The organism is Candidatus Allofournierella excrementavium (assembly GCF_048526665.1).
GTDB lineage: Bacteria > Bacillota > Clostridia > Oscillospirales > Ruminococcaceae > Allofournierella_A > Allofournierella_A excrementavium.
Genome location: NZ_DBGFPE010000005.1, coordinates 192,787 through 208,621, shown reverse-complemented (window position 1 = coordinate 208,621; position 15,835 = coordinate 192,787). Strand labels below are relative to the sequence as shown.

Below are 15,835 nucleotides of genomic sequence, written 5' to 3'. Positions count from 1 at the left end.
GTGCAGTCCGGGTCCGCGAAGCGGCCAAGGCCCCGGTGGGGCCTTGGACCGGCTGGGCGGTCTGCAAAGCAGAGCGGGCGCATCTTTGTTGCGCCCGCAGCCCACGCCCCAGGATTTTGGATGAAGAAAACGCAAAGAGCGGCCCCACAAGCCTTGGTGGCTTGGGAGGCCGCTCTGCGTGCTTTATGCGCCAAAATCCTACGGCAGAACCGCCGTTTTCTTATGCCATCCCGGCCTTGCCGGGGCGGCTTTTTTTGCGCGTTTTCAGTTGTTCAGGCCCTTCATGGTCAGGCTGATGCGCTTTTTCTTGAGGTCAACATCCAATACCTTCACTTTCACCACCTGGCCCACCTTCACCGCCTCGCCGGGGTGGCGGATGAACTTGTCGCTCAGCTGGCTGATGTGCACAAGGCCGTCCTGATGCACGCCGATGTCCACAAAGGCGCCGAAGTCGATGACGTTGCGCACGGTGCCGGTGAGCTCCATGCCGGGCTTTAAGTCCTCCATGCCCATCACGTCGGTGCGCAGCAGCGGCGGGGGCAGCTCGTCACGCATGTCCCGGCCGGGGCGCAGCAGCTCCGCGATGATGTCTTCCAGGGTCTCTTTGCCCGCGCCGGTCTCGGCGCAAAGGCGCTCAAAACCGATGACTTTGGCCCGCTTGGGCAGGGCGGCGATGGCCTCGGTGCCGATGTCCGCCTCGGTGAAGTCGCACAGCTTCAAAAGCGCCCGCGCCGCGGCGTAGCTTTCGGGGTGGACGGCGGTGGCGTCCAGCGGCTCCTCGGCCCCCGGCACCCGCAGAAAGCCCGCGCACTGCTCAAAGGCCTTGGGCCCCAGTCCCTTCACCTTCTTCAGCTGGGCGCGGCTGGCAAAGGCGCCGTTCTCCTCCCGCCAGGCCACCACGTTCTTGGCGGTGGCGGCGGAAAGGCCCGCCACCCGGCTCAAAAGGGGCGCGCTGGCGGTGTTCAGGTCCACGCCCACGGTGTTCACGCAGTCCTCCACCACGCCGTCCAGCGCCGCGGCAAGGCGCTTGGCGGGCATGTCGTGCTGATACTGGCCCACGCCCACGGCCTTGGGGTCGATCTTCACCAATTCCGCCAGGGGGTCCTGCAAGCGGCGGGCGATGGACACCGCGCTGCGCAGGTTCACGTCGAACTGGGGGAACTCCTTCGCGGCCAGCTCGCTGGCGGAGTAGACGCTGGCCCCCGCCTCGCTGACCACCATGTACTGCACGCCGCCGCCCAGCTCGCGGATGACGTCGGCGGCAAAAATCTCCGTCTCCTTGCCGGCGGTGCCGTTGCCGATGGCGATGATCTGCACCCCGTGCTTTTTGATGAGAGCCTTGATGGTGCTCTTGGCCTGCTCCACCCGCTTGAACTGGGGCACCGGGTAGACCACGGCGGTGTCCAGCACCTTGCCGGTGGCGTCCACCACCGCCACCTTGCAGCCTATGCGGTAGCCGGGGTCCAGGCCCATGGCCACCTTGCCCTTGATGGGCGGGGCCAGCAGCAGCTGGCGCAGGTTTTCGCCAAAGACCTTGATGGCCCCTTCCGCCGCCTGCTCGGTGAGGGCGGCGCGCACCTCCCGCTCCAGGCTGGGGTGGATGAGGCGGGCGTAGGCGTCCCGCACGGCGGCCTCCACCTGTTCGGCGGCGGCGCTGCGGCCCCTGACGAACATCTTGCAGCAGAGGGCGGCGGCCCGCTCGGCGTCCACCTCCACCGATACCTTCAAAAACTCCTCCCGCTCGCCCCGGTCCAGGGCCAGCACCCGGTGGCCGGCGATTTTGCTCACCGGCTGGGAGAAGTCGTAATACTGGGCGTAGACGCTGTCCTCTTCCTTGGCGGCCTCGCTCTTCACCACGCCGAAAGCGCCGTAGAAGCGGCGCAGTTCCGAGCGCAGGCGGGCGTCGTCGCTCACCTGCTCGGCGATGATGTCCCGCGCGCCGGCCAGGGCGGCCTCGGCGTCGGGCACTTCCTCATTGATGTAGCCTTCGGCGGCGGCGACAACGTCCAGCTTTGCATCCTGGGCCAGCAGGGCCTCGGCCAGAGGTTCCAGGCCACGGGCCCGGGCAACGCTGGCCCGGGTCTTGCGCTTGGGTTTGTAGGGGCGGTAGAGGTCCTCCACCTCCGCCAGGGTGGCGGCGCTTTCCAGCTTGGCGGAAAGCTCCTCGGTGAGAGAGCCCTGGGCCTCGATGGCGGTGCGCACTTCCTCCTTGCGCTTGTCCAGCCCGCGCAGGTATTCCAGCCGGTCCGCCAGGGTGCGCAGCAGCTGGTCGTCCATCGCGCCGGTGGCCTCTTTGCGGTAGCGGGCGATGAAGGGGATGGTGTTGCCCTCGTCGATGAGCGCGATGGCGGCGGCCACACGGGTTTCCGGGGCGGAGAGCTCCGCGGCCAGTCGTTTTGCGTAGTCCATTTCAGTTCTCCTTGCGATAGATGGTTTTTTCGGGCGCGGGCTTTGCCCAGGCGCGTTTTGCCTTGCGGCGGCGGTGCCAGACGAGATACCCGGCGAAGAGCGCCACGCTCAACGCCGCGGCGGCGAGGCTCTGGCCCAGGCCGAAGGTGAAGTGGTCCAGGCGCAGGTCCACCTCCCCCGCGGGGATGCGCACGGCGCACAGGCCCCCGTCCACCTTTTCCACCGGCGTTTCTTCGCCGTTCACGGTGACGGTAAAGCACGGGTCATAGGGCACGGCCAGCAGCACCACCGTCTCCTCCTGCAAATCAAAGCGGGCGGAAAGGCCGCGGCTGTCCAGGCTGATCTCGGCCGCGCCCTGGGCCTGGCGGCTGGCCACGTCCTGATGGTAGGCCTCTTTGGAAAAGCCGGTGAGCAGGTCCTCCGGCAGGGGCTCGAGCACGTCGCCCCAGGCGGAAATCTGCTCCTCGCTCAGCACCACGGCCCGCAGCAGAAGGTTCGCCCGCTGATTTTCCGGCACGCCCTCGAACTGCTCTTCGGTGACGTAGTATTCATAGCCGTAGGCCATGGGCAGGGCGTATTTGTTCTCGTAGACCGCGAGGCTGCCCTCCGCGCCCCAATAGACCCAGTCGTCCCCGGCCTTTTCCTCAAAGTCAGCGGCGTCGGCCACCGGGGTCACGGTGTACTTCACGGCCAGCAGGCCCCGCAGGGCGTAGTCCTCCACACCCGGCTCGCTGCGCACGTCCCGCTTGACGCCGAACTGGGGATAGAACTCCATGATGGAGGGGGACACGGTGGAGTTGAAGAACTGCAGACAGCTCTTGCCCATCCAGAGGCCCACGTTGTCGTAGCACTCGTAGTCGTCGGTGCGGTAGGCCCCTTCCGGCAGCTTTTCGCCCAAAGCGCGGGCGTCCTCGTACTGCTGGGTGCGCCAATCGGCGTCGTTGGTCCACTGGGCGAATTTGCCGATGGAGATGTGGGTGATGCTGTAAAGGCAGCCGAAAGCAAGCACCGCCGCGGTGAGCCGCCGGGCCAGCAGCGGGCGGCGGCGGTACTGCACCCAGATGAACCAGAACACCGCCACGCCGAAGAGGGCGAGGCCCAGATTGAGCCAGAATTTTTCGGGGTATTCGATGACGCCGAGGCTCCACTCGCCGTCCTCCTCCACCGGCAGGAAGGCGAACACGCAGAAGGCCAGCAGCACCGCCACCGTAGGCCGCACGCCCTTTGCGAGGTCGATGCGCTCGTCCTCCAGGGCCTGCACGCTGGCGGCGCACATCACCAGGATGGGCATGTACCACCAGCGGGCGTAATAGCTGGAGTTCATGGCGTAGAAGGCGGAGTTGAGGGCGGGCACCAGCGCCATCACGAGGCTGGTGAACAGGATGCGCCGGAAGGCGGTCTTCTGGGTGCAGCGCAGGTAGGCGATGACCCCCGCCATGCCCATCAGGGGCAGATAGGCGCTCATGCTGGTCCATTTGATGACCCCTTCGTCAAAAATCACCGGCATGTAGGGGCAGTCCGGCGGGAAGAAGAGGCTGTAGAGGATGGCCCCGTACTGCTGGGCCTTGGAGTAGAAGATGTAGCCAAAGCCGCTGAAGGGGTCCACCGTGCGGGGGTTCTCGGCAAGGCTCAAGAGGGCCGGCCAGGCCAGCACACAGCCCATGCCGCAGCCTAAAATGCTCTCCGCCGCCAGCGCACCGAAGGTCCTGCCGTTCCAGCGGTAGACCCCGCTGGCGGTCATGCAGACGAAATACAGGATGAGAAAGACCACCTGCCCGGCGAAGAAGAAGTAGTTGTTGAGCAGGTTCAGCGCCACCAGCACCGCGAAGGGGCCCCGGCGCCCTTGCATCACCGCCTCGTCCAGCGTCCAGAGCAGATAGGGGAACAGGGCCACCACGTCCACAAAGTGGTTGAAGAACACGTTGTAGACAGTAAAACCCGAGAAGGCGTAGAGGCAGCCCGCCAGCACGGCCATGTTGGGATCCTTGACCCAGCGGCGGGTCCACAGATACGCGCCGCCGCCCGCCACCGCGAACTTGAGCACCAGCATGGGGGCCATCAGAAAGGGCTGCCACGCCGCCGGGAAGAGCAGGGTGAGCCAGAAGAAGGGGCTGCCCGCCAGATAGAAGGAATAGCTGTTCCAGAAATCGCTGCCCAGGTCGGTGGCCCAGCTGAAGGTGCCGCCGCCGGACTTTATGAACTCGTTGGCGTAGTAGTAGAAGGGAATTTGCTGGCTGTTGAAGTCGCCGGCGTAGAGAAAGATGCCGCCGTCCACGATGTAAAAAGGCAAAAACACCAGCGCCGCCGCCAACGCGCACAGGCCGAAGGTGAGCCAGTATTTGTTCTGGGGTCTTGTGAGGGGCTGCATGCCGTTCCTTCCCTTCCCGTTTTGAAAAATCCCACCCCGCAAAGGGCAAAATGTGCTATGATGATACTACACTGTGTTTGTGAAATGTTTGTGGCAGAAACTGCCCGCAAGGAGGCGTTTTTCCGTGAAGACCTACCCGTTCAACGCGCTGGTGAGCCGTATGAAGTACATCCGCCGGTGGAGCCTGATGCACGCCGCGCGGCCCGAGACCCTCAGCGAGCACACCGCCGAGACGGCCATCCTGGCCCACACCCTCTGCCTCATCGCCCGGGAGGTCACCGGCACCCCGGTGCGCCCGGAGACGGTGGCGGTGGCGGCGCTCTATCACGACGCGCCGGAAATTATGACCGGCGACATGCCCACCCCGGTGAAGTACAAAAACGAGCGGCTGCGCTCGGCCTACAAGGCGCTGGAGGAGGAGAGCGCCCGCCAGATGGCCCAGCTTCTTCCCCCGGCGCTGCGGCCGGAGATGACCGGCTACCTCACCGGGCGCTGCCTTTCCGACGCGGAAAAGCGCATTTTGAAGGCGGCGGACCGCCTTTCCGCCCTCATCAAGTGCACCGAGGAGATGCAGGCGGGCAACCGGGAATTCGCCTCGGCGCTGGCCCAGCAGAAAGCGGCCATCACCGCCATGCACTGCCCGGAGGCGGACTATTTCCTCGAGCACATGCTGCCCTGCTACGCCCAGAACCTGGACGAACTCACCCGCGCCGAAGAGGACTGAGCCTTACAGGTTGCCCGCGGCGTAGACCCTGTCGATGAGGCGGTCCACATCGGGGAAATGCTGCAATTCGCAGCAGGCCCGGCGCAGGCCCGCCGCCCCTTTGAGGCCTTTCATATAATAAAGGGCCTGGCTGCGGGCCTGGGGCATGGCCGCCCACTCACCCTTTTCCTCGCACATCTCGTAAATCTGCCGGCGCATGGCCGCCATGCGGTCGGCAAGGCCCGGCCGGGCGGGAACCGGCTCCCCCGCCAGGGCGGCCTTTATCTCCCCGAAGAGCCAGGGGTCGCCCAGGGCTGCCCGGCCCACCATCACCCCGTCGCACCCCGTGGCCTGCATCATGGCCAGAGCGTCGGCGGCGCTGGCGATGTCCCCGTTGCCGAGCACAGGCACCTTCACCGCCGCCTTCACCGCGGCGATGACGTTCCAGTCCACCGTGCCGGGGGTGTACATCTGCTCCCGGGTGCGGCCGTGGACGGCGATGGCCGCCGCCCCCGCCGCTTCGCAGGCCTTTGCCGCCGCCACGGCGGTGACGTGCTCCGCGTCCCAGCCGGCGCGCAGCTTCACCGTCACCGGGTGGCCGCCGCTGTTCTTCACCACCGCTTCGGTGATGCGGCCGCAGAGGTCCGGGTCCAGCATCAGGCGGCTGCCCGCGCCGGAGGAGGTTATCTTGGGTGCGGGGCAGCCCATGTTGATGTCGATGAAGTCAAACTGGTATTTCCGGATGAGCCCGGCGGCCTCGCCCATGGTCTCGGGCTCCGCGCCGAAGAGCTGCACTCCATAGGGGGCCTCGCCCCCGCCGCCCGCGATGAGCCGGGCGCTTTTTTTATCCCCAAAGGTGAGGGCCTTGGCGCTGACCATCTCGCTGACGGTATACGCCGCGCCGTGGCGGGCGGCCATGGCGCGGCAGGCGGTATCTGTGAACCCGGCCATGGGGGCGAGGGCCGCCCCGGGGCCGATGGAAAGGGAACCAAACTGCATAGAGTACCTCGCTTGTGCAAACTTGTTTTCTATTGTATCACAAACCGCCGGTTTGTGGTATACTTGAAGCGACCATAACACCCAATTCAGGAGGGTCTTTTTCAATGAAACTGCTGGTACTGGACGGCAACAGCATTGCCAACCGCGCCTTTTACGGCATTAAGCTGCTCACCACAAAAGATGGGCGCTACACCAACGCCATATACGGCTTCATGAACATTCTGCTGAACCTTCTGCGGGACAACGACCCCGACGAGGTGGCGGTGGCCTTTGACCTGAAGGCCCCCACCTTCCGCCACAAGATGTTCGACGGCTACAAGGCCACCCGCCACGGCATGCCCCAGGAGCTGGCGGACCAGATGCCGGTGCTGAAAGAGCTGCTGGCGGACCTGGGCTTTGCCATGGTCAGCCTGGAAGGCTACGAAGCGGACGATCTGCTGGGCACCCTCTCCGCCGCCGCGGCGGCCCGGGGGGACGACTGCCTCATCGCCACCGGCGACCGGGACAGCCTGCAGCTGGTGAACGAGCACGTGACGGTGCTCCTGGCCGCCACCCGGATGGGCCGCAGCGAGACGGTGGTGATGGACGAGGCCGCCGTGGAGGAAAAATACGGCGTGAAGCCCAGGCAGCTCATCGAGGTGAAGAGCCTGATGGGCGACACCTCTGACAACATCCCCGGCGTGCCCGGCGTGGGCGAAAAGACCGCCCTGGACCTCATCCGCCGCTTCGAGAGCCTGGACGGGGTGTACGAGCACATCGACGACAAGGCCATCAAGCCCGGCGTGCGGGCAAAGCTTTCGGCCAATGAGCCCAGCGCCCGGATGAGCCGGGAGCTGGCGGAAATTTGCTGCACCGCCCCCATCCCCACCGAGGCGGGAGCCTACAAGCGCACCGCCGGCGACCCCGCGGCGGCCGCCGCCCTTTTGGCGGAGCTGGAGATGCACTCCATGGCCGACCGGCTGGGCCTGGACCAGGCTGCCGCCGCCCCTGCCGCCGCGGCCGACCTGCCGGAAGTGAAGCCCGCCCCCCTGCCCGCCGCCCTTTCCGGCCGGCTGTGCATGGCAAAGGGGGAAAACGGCTGGTTCGCCGTGCAGGGCGGCAATGTCTGGACGGTGGAGGATGCCGCCCTGCCCGCCTTGCTGGAAGGCGAAGCGGAGCTTTGGGTGTTTGACGCAAAGCCCCTTTACCGCATCGCCCTGGAGGCGGGCGGCGAGGGCAAGGCCATCCGCTTTGACGCAAAGCTGGCGGCCTATCTCTTGAACCCGGCGGCCAGCGACTATCAGGCCCAGCAGCTGGAGGCGGAATACGCCCCCGCGCCCCGCTTCGCCTGCCCCGACCTGCCCGCCGCCGGCGCGCTGGAGGGCCTTTACGACGCACTGGCCGCCAAGGTGGAAGAGCAGGGCATGACCGGCCTGTTGCAGGATATCGAGCTGCCCCTGGCCCGGGTGCTGGCGGACATGGAACGCATCGGCATGCCGGTGGACAAGGACGGCCTGGAGGCCTTTGGCACCCTGCTGAAAGCGGAGCTGGACAAGACCCTCGCCTCCATCTACGAGGCGGTGGGCTACACCTTCAACCTGAACAGCCCCAAACAGCTGGCGGAGGCCCTGTTTGACAGGATGGGCCTGCCGCCCCGCAAAAAGACCAAGAGCGGCTACTCCACCGACGCAGAGACCCTGGAAAGCCTGCGCAGCTACAGCCCGGTGGTGGAGGACATTCTGCAGTACCGCACCTACCAGAAGCTGAACAGTACCTATGTGGAGGGGCTTTTGAAGGTCATCGGGCCGGACGGGCGGATGCACTCCACCTTCAACCAGACCGAGGCCCGCACCGGGCGGCTCTCCTCCAGCGAGCCGAACCTGCAGAACATCCCCATCCGCACAAAGCTGGGCAGCCGCCTGCGCCAGTTCTTCATCGCCGGCCCCGGCTGCAAGCTGGTGGACGCGGACTACAGCCAGATCGAACTGCGCATCCTGGCCCACATCTCCGGCGACGAGACGATGAAAAACGCCTTCCTCACCGGGCAGGACATCCACCGCAGCACCGCCGCCAAAATTTACGGCCTGCCCCTGGAGATGGTCACCCCCCAGCTGCGCTCTTCCGCCAAGGCGGTGAACTTCGGCATCGTCTACGGCATCGGGGCCTTCAGCCTGGCACGGGACATCGGCGTGACCGTGAAGGAAGCGGACGACTTCATCAAGAACTATCTGGCCACCTTCCCCGGCGTGAAGGAGTACATGGATTCCACCATCGCCGCCGGGCGGGAGAAGGGCTATGTGACCACCCTCTTCGGCCGCCGGCGCGCATTGCCGGAACTGACCAGCAAGAACTTCAACCTGCGCTCGCTGGGCGAGCGGATGGCCATGAACACCCCCATCCAGGGCACCGCCGCCGACGTCATCAAGCTGGCGATGGTGCGGGTGTGGCGCCGCCTGCGGGACGAGGGCCTTGCGGCCCGGCTGATTTTGCAGGTGCACGACGAGCTCATCGTGGAGGCCCCCGCCGCCGAGGTGCGGCAGGTCAGCCGCATTTTGAAGGAAGAGATGGAGGGCGCGGTGAACTTCACCGTTCCCCTCACCGCCGACGTGAGCAGCGGCGACACCTGGCTGGAGGCCCACTGATATGGAACTTTCCGTGCGCCCCATGGCCGCCGCCGACACGGCGGTCTGCGCCGCCATCGCCGCCGCCGACGCCGAGCCCTGGACCGAAAGCCAGCTTTTGAGCGAACTGCAAAGCCCCGCCGCCCGGCTGTTCACGGCCGAGGGCGAGGGCGTGCTGGGCTTTGCCGTGTTCCAGCTGGCGGCGGGCGAGGCCAGCCTCTATGCCCTCAACGTGGACCCCGCCGCCCGCCGCAAAGGGGTGGGCGCGGCCCTGCTGGCCGGGGCCCTCGCGGCTCTGAAGGCCGAGGGCGCAGACCAGTGCTTTTTGGAGGTACGGGCGGCCAACGCCCCCGCCATCGCCCTCTACCGGCGGCTGGGCTTTGCCGCCGCCGGGGTGCGCCGGGGCTTTTACCGCGACCCGCCCGACGACGCGGTGGTGATGACCCTGACCCTGTAAGGTCGATTTTTGTATATCGATTGGAGTTTTATACGATATGTATATTTTAGGAATCGAGAGCACCTGCGACGAGACCGCCGCCGCGGTGGTGGAGGACGGGCGCAGGCTCGTGAGCAATGTGGTGGCCACCAGCGTGGCGGAGCAGGCGCTCTACGGCGGCGTTGTGCCGGAGATCGCCAGCCGCCGCCACATCGAGTACATCAGCGCCACGGTGCAGGCTGCGCTGGACGAGGCGCACCTCTCCCCCGCGGACCTGGACGGCATCGCCGTCTCCTTTGCGCCGGGGCTCATCGGCGCGGTGCTGGTGGGGGTGAACTTCGCCAAGGGCCTGGCCTACGCGGCAAAAAAGCCCCTGGTGCCGGTGCACCACCTTCGGGGGCACATCGCGGCCCTCTACCTCACCCACCCGGACCTGAAGCCGCCCTTCCTCTGCCTTGTGGCCAGCGGCGGCCACAGCCACATCGTGCAGGTCGAGGACTACACCCACTACCATGTGCTGGGCCGCACGGTGGACGACGCGGCGGGCGAGGCCTTTGACAAGGTGGCCCGCACCCTGGGTCTTGGCTACCCCGGCGGCCCGGCCATCAGCAAGGCCGCCCGCAGCGGCGACCCCAAAGCCTACAAGCTGCCGGTGCCCCACGTGGAAGGCCCCTACAACGTGAGTTTTTCGGGCCTGAAAACGGCGGTGCTGAACGCGGTGAACCAGGCGGAAATGAAGGGCGAAACGGTGAACGTGGCGGACATGGCCGCCAGCTTTGAGCACCGCATCGACGAAATTCTGGCGGAGAAACTGCTGGCGGCGGCGCAGGACACCGGCGCATCCGCCATCGCCCTGGCGGGGGGCGTTGCGGCCAACAGCCTGCTGCGCTGCCTTGTGAACGAGGGCGCGCAGAAACTGGGGGCAAAGCTCTATCTGCCCGAGATGCAGTTTTGCGGCGACAACGGGGCCATGGTGGCCGCCCAGGGGTTCTATGAGCTCACGGCGGGCAATGTGGCGGACCTGACCCTCAACGGCCTGGCCACCCTTCCCATCGACTACAACAGCCCGGCCTAAAGCCGGGCTGCTTTTCCATCGGGCAGAAAGGAGGAGCGCGAAATGGAACAGACCACCCTGTTTGACCGCCCGCAGGACCGGCCGCTGGCAAGCCGGATGCGCCCGCGGGACCTGGACGAGTTTGCCGGGCAGCAGCATCTGCTGGGCGAGGGCAAGGTGCTGCGACGGCTCATCGAGAGCGACCGGGTGAACAGCATGATCTTCTGGGGCCCGCCGGGCGTGGGCAAGACCACCCTGGCCCAGATCATCGCCCGGCGCACCCAGGCGGAGTTCGTGAACTTCAGCGCGGTGACCAGCGGCGTGAAGGAGATAAAGGCCGTGATGCAGGACGCGGAGGCCCGCCTGCGGCTGGGCCAGCGCACCATCCTGTTTGTGGACGAGATACACCGCTTCAACAAGGCCCAGCAGGACGCCTTTCTCCCCTTTGTGGAAAAAGGGAGCATCGTGCTCATCGGGGCCACCACCGAGAACCCCAGCTTTGAGATAAACGCCGCGCTTTTGAGCCGGTGCAAGGTGTTCGTGCTGAAAGCCCTCACCCCCGAGGACCTGACGGGGCTTTTGCGCCGGGCCCTCACCGACCCCCGGGGCTTTGGGGACAAAACCATCGAGATGGAGCCGGAGGCCCTGGACCTCATCGCCAACTTTGCGAGCGGCGACGCCCGCACCGCCCTGAACACCCTGGAGATGGCGGTGCTGAACGCCGAAGAGCAGGATAGCAAGCTGGTGGTGGACCGGCCATTGCTGGAGCAGTGCACCAGCAAGAAGAGCCTGCTCTACGACAAAAAGGGCGAGGAGCATTATAACCTCATCAGCGCACTGCACAAGTCCATGCGCAACTCCGACCCGGACGCGGCGGTCTACTGGCTGGCCCGGATGCTGGAGGCGGGCGAGGACCCCTTGTATGTGGCGCGTCGGCTCATCCGCTTCGCCAGCGAGGACATCGGCCTTGCCGACAACCGGGCGCTGGAAATTGCGGTGGCGGCCTATCAGGCCTGCCACTTCAACGGCATGCCGGAGTGCAGCGTGAATCTGGCCCAGGCGGTCATCTACCTCTCGCTGGCCCCCCGCTCCAACGCGGTGTACAAGGCCTATGAGCACGCAAAGGCGGACGCGGAGAAGATGCTGGACGAGCCGGTGCCCCTGGCCATCCGCAACGCGCCCACCCGGCTGATGAAGGAGCTGGACTACGGCAAGGGCTACGTCTACGCCCACGACACCGAAGAGAAGGTGGCGGACCTGGAATGCCTGCCGGAAAACCTCGCCGGCCGCCGCTACTACCTGCCCACCGACCAGGGCAGCGAGGCGCGGGCCGCCGAGAATCTGGCCCGGGTGATGGCCCGCAAAGCGGAGCTGAAACGCCGCCGGGAAAAAGAATAAGCAAAAGAGCCGCGCGGAGTCCCGAAAGCTCCGCACGGCTCTTTTTTATTTTTGCTTTTGGCCCAGCGCCGCCGCCAGCAGGTTCAGTGCCAGGGTGACGGCGCAGAAGAACACCACCACCGCCACCAGCGGGCCGATGGTGTCCATCAGGGCGGACCAGTCTCTTTCCCGCACCTGGGTGAGGATGTCGGCAAACTGGGCCGCGAGAGCCGCCAGGGCCAGTCCCAGACTGAAAATGCAGCCCGCCGGGGTGCATCGCCGCCGGGCCAGCTGCACCAGGGGCACGCTCCATGCCCCCAGCCCCAGCAGCAGGCTCGCCACCGAGGCGGCCGCGACCGGGCCGCTCACCGCCAGCACCCACACCAGGAACACCGCCACCGCCCCAAAAAGCCCCAGACAGGCGGCGCACGCCCACCACAGCGCCCTTTGCCCGGCGCTGCGGCTCTGGCGCGCCAGTGCCAGCGTCTGGGCCGCCGCCTCCTCCGCTTCCGGCAGGGGCCTCGGCTGGCGGCGGGCGGTCATCAGCTCGGCAAGGCTCACCTCCAGCGCCGCCGCCAGCGGTTCCAGCGTGGCCAGGTCCGGCAGGCCCACGCCCCGCTCCCAGCGGCTCACCGCCTTGTCGGTGAGGTGCAGCCGCGCGGCCAGCTGGGCCTGGGTCAGCCCCAGCTCCCTGCGCCGCCCGGCGATGAAATCTCCCAATGTTTTTGCGTCCATCCTCTTCGCCTCCCGCGTCTATCCTATCCCACGAAAGGCACTGTGGTCAACCGACGCTTCGTTTACCCGGGCAAAGGACCGGATTTGAGGCGCACGCTTATACGAATCGACAATTTACTTTCCTTTTCAATATTCCGTAAACGCAAAAAGGGGCGCCCGGCCGAATCGGCCGGGCGCCCCTTTGCTTGCCATGGGGTGTTGTGGAACATCAGCCCTCAATCTGGATGGTGCGGGTCGCGGGTGCGACTTCCGCCTGCTTGGGCAGCGTGACTTCCAGGATGCCGTTGTTGTAAGCGGCCTTGATGCCCTCGGTGTTGATGCCGCTGACATTGAAGCTGCGGCTGTAAGAGCCGTACTTGCGCTCGCGGCGCAGGTAGTTGCCCTCGCCCTTGTCTTCCTTCTCGCTGTTGTGGCGGGCGGTGATGACCATGGTGTCGCCGTTCAGGTCAAGGCTGATGTCCTCTTTCTGGAAGCCGGGCAGTTCCGCCTCCAGCAGGTAGTGGTCGCCTTTGTCCTGAATGTCGCACCGGAACTGGCTCATGTCGCCAAAGCCGGTGAACAGGCTCTTTTCCATGTTGTCCAGATAGTTCCACAGACTATTTTCCTCACGGGTGAACGGGATCATGCCAAACATAATGTACTCCTATTCTCCGCGCACGAAAAGATTTTTTCTTGGCGGCGCTGTGTTTGCGCGGGCGCTGCGCCGCTTTGCCGGGGGCTTCGGGCCCCGGGGTCTTGCCCCCGGTCCTCTTCCCTCCTGACGATTATTACTATACCCCTTCTTTTCGCGTTTTGTTTGTCCTTTTTATGAACAAATTGTTAATTTTAGCACTCTTTATATTTAAGTGCTAAAATTATTGCAAGGCCAGCGATCCGCGCCTTTGCCCCTTGACAATTATATCGGGCGCTGATATAATTATATCGAAGCACGATATAACGGAATCTTACATAGCGGGAGGTGGGCTTGTGGCGGAGGGGGCTGCTTTGACCGAGGCGTTTTACTATATCCTTCTTTCTTTATACCAGCCGCTGCACGGCTACGGCATCATGCAGAAGGCGGCGGAGTTTTCCGGCGGGCGGGTGCGGCTGGCGGCGGGCACGCTGTACGGCGCGCTGAACGCCCTTTTGGAAAAAGGCTGGATCGAGGCGCTGCCGGTACAAGCCGGCAGCCGCAAAAAGGAATACCGCATCACTGCCGCGGGCAAGGCGGCGGTGGAAACGGAACTTGCCCGGCTGGAGGAACTGGTGAGAAACGGCCGGGCCGTGACAAAGGAGGGTCAGGCATGAGCAAGGTGGTACACAAGGCGTTCCCTTTGTGGGACTGGGAGAAGGAGGCCGCGTGGCTCAACGAGATGAGCCGCCAGGGCTGGTAGCTGTGCCGGGTGGGCTGGTGCCGCTATGAGTTTGAGCAGGGCGAACCGGGCCGCTGGCAGTACCAGCTGGAAATGCTGCAAAAGAACGACCCGGACTATATCGCCTTTCTGGAGGACACCGGCATCCAGGTGGTGGGCAGGCTGTTCAGCTGGGTCTATCTGCGGCGTGAAAACGACGGCACCCCCTTTGAACTGTTCAGCGACACGGATTCCATCCTCCGCCACATGGACCGGGTGCTCACCGTGTGTTATGTGATTGGCGGCGTGAACCTGTTTTTGGGCGGCACCAACATGACCCAGGGCTTCTCCTTCGCCTGGGTCAACGTCGCTCTGGGCGCGCTCATCTGCCTGGGGGCGCTGCCCCTGGCGCTGCGGCGGCACAAGCTGGCACAAAGGCGGAAAATGCAGGAATAAACGCACAGCGGCCCCCGCGGGAAGTTCCCGTGGGGGCCGCTGTTTTCTGTGTTTTCCGTGCAGGGAGTGCCGCCATTTGTTTTGGGGCGCGTGCCGTGCACAGGGCCGGGCCTGCGCCGTTCGGCTTCTGCCGCGTTTACGCGCCCAGCTTTTCTTCCAGGTTCTTGCGGATGGCCTTGATGAACTCCTCGCTGGACACCGGCGTGGGGGTGATGCCCTCCGCCAGGCCGCACAGGTCCTTGGTCATCACGCCGCTCTCCAGGGTGTCGATGCAGGCGGCTTCCAGCTTCTTGGCGAAGTCCTCCAGCGCCGGGATGCCGTCCAGCTCGCCCCGCTTTGCCAGCGCGCCGGTCCAGGCGAAGATGGTGGCCATGGGGTTGGTGCTGGTCACCTCGCCCTTCAGGTAGCGGTAGTAGTGGCGGGTGACGGTGCCGTGGGCGGCCTCGTACTCGTAGCAGCCGTCGGGGCTCACCAGCACGCTGGTCATCATGGCAAGGCTGCCGAAGGCGGTGGAGACCATGTCGCTCATCACGTCGCCGTCGTAGTTCTTGCAGGCCCAGATGAAGCCGCCCTCGCTGCGGATGACCCGGGCCACCGCGTCGTCGATGAGGGTGTAGAAGTACTCGATGCCCGCGGCCTCGAACTTCTCCTTGTACTCCGCCTCGTAGATCTCGGCAAAGATGTCCTTAAAGGTGTGGTCGTATTTTTTGCTGATGGTGTCCTTGGTGGCGAACCACAGGTCCTGTTTGGTGGAGAGGGCGTAGTTGAAGCAGCTGCGGGCGAAGCTGGCGATGCTGGTGTCCTTGTTGTACTGGCCCTGGAGCACGCCCGGGCACTCGAAGTCATACACCGTCTGGCGCATCTCGGTGCCGTCCTCGCCGGTGAACACCAGTTCCGCCTTGCCGGGGCCGGGGATGCGGAACTCGGTGCCCTTGTACACGTCGCCGTAGGCGTGGCGGGCGATGGTGATGGGCTTTTTCCAGTTCTTCACCACCGGCTTGATGCAGTTGATGAGGATGGGCGCGCGGAACACCGTTCCGTCCAGCACGGCGCGGATGGTGCCGTTGGGGCTCTTCCACATCTCGTGCAGGTCATACTCGGTCATGCGCTGGGCGTTGGGGGTGATGGTGGCGCACTTCACCGACACGCCGTACTTCTTGTTGGCCAGCGCCGCGTCCATGGTGACCTGGTCGCCGGTGGCGTCCCGGTTGGGCAGCCCCAGGTCGTAGTATTCGCTCTTGAGGTCCACAAAGGGCAGGATGAGTTCGTCCTTGATCATCTGCCACAAAATGCGGGTCATCTCGTCGCCGTCCATCTCCACAAGGGGGGTGGTCATCTTGATTTTTTCCATGGGTGCCTCTCTCCTC

13 protein-coding genes are annotated in these 15,835 nt (G+C 65.3%); 7 read left to right on the top strand and 6 right to left on the bottom strand.

The window, feature by feature from the left end:
* Positions 1–264: 264 nt before the first annotated feature.
* A complete protein-coding gene (locus ACMI1Q_RS01900; RefSeq protein WP_419502611.1) occupies positions 265–2,409 on the bottom strand; it encodes a Tex family protein in 2,145 nt (714 codons plus the stop codon).
* Between the two features lies 1 nt (position 2,410).
* Positions 2,411–4,777 carry a YfhO family protein gene (locus ACMI1Q_RS01895; protein ID WP_419502610.1) on the bottom strand — a complete coding sequence of 789 codons (2,367 nt, stop codon included), beginning with the start codon at positions 4,775–4,777 and terminating at the stop codon, positions 2,411–2,413.
* Between the two features lie 124 nt (positions 4,778–4,901).
* Here ACMI1Q_RS01895 and yfbR point away from each other — a divergent pair, with 124 nt between their 5' ends.
* A complete protein-coding gene (gene yfbR, locus ACMI1Q_RS01890) occupies positions 4,902–5,501 on the top strand; it encodes a 5'-deoxynucleotidase (RefSeq protein WP_419502609.1) in 600 nt (199 codons plus the stop codon).
* A gap of 3 nt (positions 5,502–5,504) precedes the next feature.
* Here yfbR and dusB read toward each other — a convergent pair whose 3' ends face one another.
* The gene (dusB, locus tag ACMI1Q_RS01885) at positions 5,505–6,479 is read right to left on the bottom strand and encodes a tRNA dihydrouridine synthase DusB (RefSeq protein WP_419502608.1); all 975 of its coding nucleotides are present in this window, start codon (positions 6,477–6,479) and stop codon (positions 5,505–5,507) included.
* A gap of 104 nt (positions 6,480–6,583) precedes the next feature.
* Here dusB and ACMI1Q_RS01880 point away from each other — a divergent pair, with 104 nt between their 5' ends.
* Genes ACMI1Q_RS01880 through ACMI1Q_RS01865 form a run of 4 tightly spaced genes read left to right on the top strand, consistent with a single transcriptional unit; the run spans position 6,584 to position 11,967 of the window.
* Positions 6,584–9,100 (top strand): DNA polymerase I, encoded by a 2,517-nt coding sequence (locus ACMI1Q_RS01880; protein ID WP_419502607.1) that lies wholly within the window; start codon positions 6,584–6,586, stop codon positions 9,098–9,100.
* A gap of 1 nt (position 9,101) precedes the next feature.
* Positions 9,102–9,536 (top strand): ribosomal protein S18-alanine N-acetyltransferase, encoded by a 435-nt coding sequence (gene rimI, locus ACMI1Q_RS01875; protein WP_330058760.1) that lies wholly within the window; start codon positions 9,102–9,104, stop codon positions 9,534–9,536.
* Between the two features lie 37 nt (positions 9,537–9,573).
* A complete protein-coding gene (tsaD, locus tag ACMI1Q_RS01870) occupies positions 9,574–10,590 on the top strand; it encodes a tRNA (adenosine(37)-N6)-threonylcarbamoyltransferase complex transferase subunit TsaD (protein WP_419502606.1) in 1,017 nt (338 codons plus the stop codon).
* A gap of 42 nt (positions 10,591–10,632) precedes the next feature.
* Positions 10,633–11,967, top strand: coding sequence for a replication-associated recombination protein A (locus ACMI1Q_RS01865; protein ID WP_419502605.1), 1,335 nt, complete (start codon positions 10,633–10,635; stop codon positions 11,965–11,967).
* Positions 11,968–12,012: 45 nt separating this feature from the next.
* Here ACMI1Q_RS01865 and ACMI1Q_RS01860 read toward each other — a convergent pair whose 3' ends face one another.
* Positions 12,013–12,681, bottom strand: coding sequence for a helix-turn-helix domain-containing protein (locus ACMI1Q_RS01860; protein WP_419502604.1), 669 nt, complete (start codon positions 12,679–12,681; stop codon positions 12,013–12,015).
* 208 nt (positions 12,682–12,889) lie between these two features.
* Positions 12,890–13,315, bottom strand: coding sequence for an Hsp20/alpha crystallin family protein (locus ACMI1Q_RS01855; protein ID WP_419502603.1), 426 nt, complete (start codon positions 13,313–13,315; stop codon positions 12,890–12,892).
* A 350-nt stretch (positions 13,316–13,665) separates the two neighbouring features.
* On the opposite strand from ACMI1Q_RS01855, the gene ACMI1Q_RS01850 reads away from it, so the two are divergent.
* Positions 13,666–13,968: a PadR family transcriptional regulator gene (locus ACMI1Q_RS01850; RefSeq protein WP_419502602.1), complete on the top strand. Its 303-nt coding sequence runs from the start codon at positions 13,666–13,668 to the stop codon at positions 13,966–13,968.
* Between the two features lie 95 nt (positions 13,969–14,063).
* On the top strand, positions 14,064–14,468 hold the full coding sequence (locus ACMI1Q_RS01845; protein ID WP_419502601.1) for a DUF2812 domain-containing protein: 405 nt from the start codon (positions 14,064–14,066) through the stop codon (positions 14,466–14,468).
* A gap of 136 nt (positions 14,469–14,604) precedes the next feature.
* Here ACMI1Q_RS01845 and ACMI1Q_RS01840 read toward each other — a convergent pair whose 3' ends face one another.
* On the bottom strand, positions 14,605–15,819 hold the full coding sequence (locus ACMI1Q_RS01840) for an NADP-dependent isocitrate dehydrogenase (RefSeq protein WP_419502600.1): 1,215 nt from the start codon (positions 15,817–15,819) through the stop codon (positions 14,605–14,607).
* Positions 15,820–15,835 lie beyond the last annotated feature (16 nt).

Excerpts from the sequence above, each read along its gene's own strand:
- ACMI1Q_RS01900 (WP_419502611.1), bottom strand. The coding sequence starts at position 2,409 with ATGGACTACGCAAAACGACTGGCCGCGGAGCTCTCCGCCCCGGAAACC.
- ACMI1Q_RS01895 (WP_419502610.1), bottom strand. The coding sequence starts at position 4,777 with ATGCAGCCCCTCACAAGACCCCAGAACAAATACTGGCTCACCTTCGGC.
- dusB (WP_419502608.1), bottom strand. The coding sequence starts at position 6,479 with ATGCAGTTTGGTTCCCTTTCCATCGGCCCCGGGGCGGCCCTCGCCCCC.
- ACMI1Q_RS01880 (WP_419502607.1), top strand. The coding sequence starts at position 6,584 with ATGAAACTGCTGGTACTGGACGGCAACAGCATTGCCAACCGCGCCTTT.
- rimI (WP_330058760.1), top strand. The coding sequence starts at position 9,102 with ATGGAACTTTCCGTGCGCCCCATGGCCGCCGCCGACACGGCGGTCTGC.
- tsaD (WP_419502606.1), top strand. The coding sequence starts at position 9,574 with ATGTATATTTTAGGAATCGAGAGCACCTGCGACGAGACCGCCGCCGCG.
- ACMI1Q_RS01865 (WP_419502605.1), top strand. The coding sequence starts at position 10,633 with ATGGAACAGACCACCCTGTTTGACCGCCCGCAGGACCGGCCGCTGGCA.
- ACMI1Q_RS01860 (WP_419502604.1), bottom strand. The coding sequence starts at position 12,681 with ATGGACGCAAAAACATTGGGAGATTTCATCGCCGGGCGGCGCAGGGAG.
- ACMI1Q_RS01855 (WP_419502603.1), bottom strand. The coding sequence starts at position 13,315 with ATGTTTGGCATGATCCCGTTCACCCGTGAGGAAAATAGTCTGTGGAAC.
- ACMI1Q_RS01840 (WP_419502600.1), bottom strand. The coding sequence starts at position 15,819 with ATGGAAAAAATCAAGATGACCACCCCCCTTGTGGAGATGGACGGCGAC.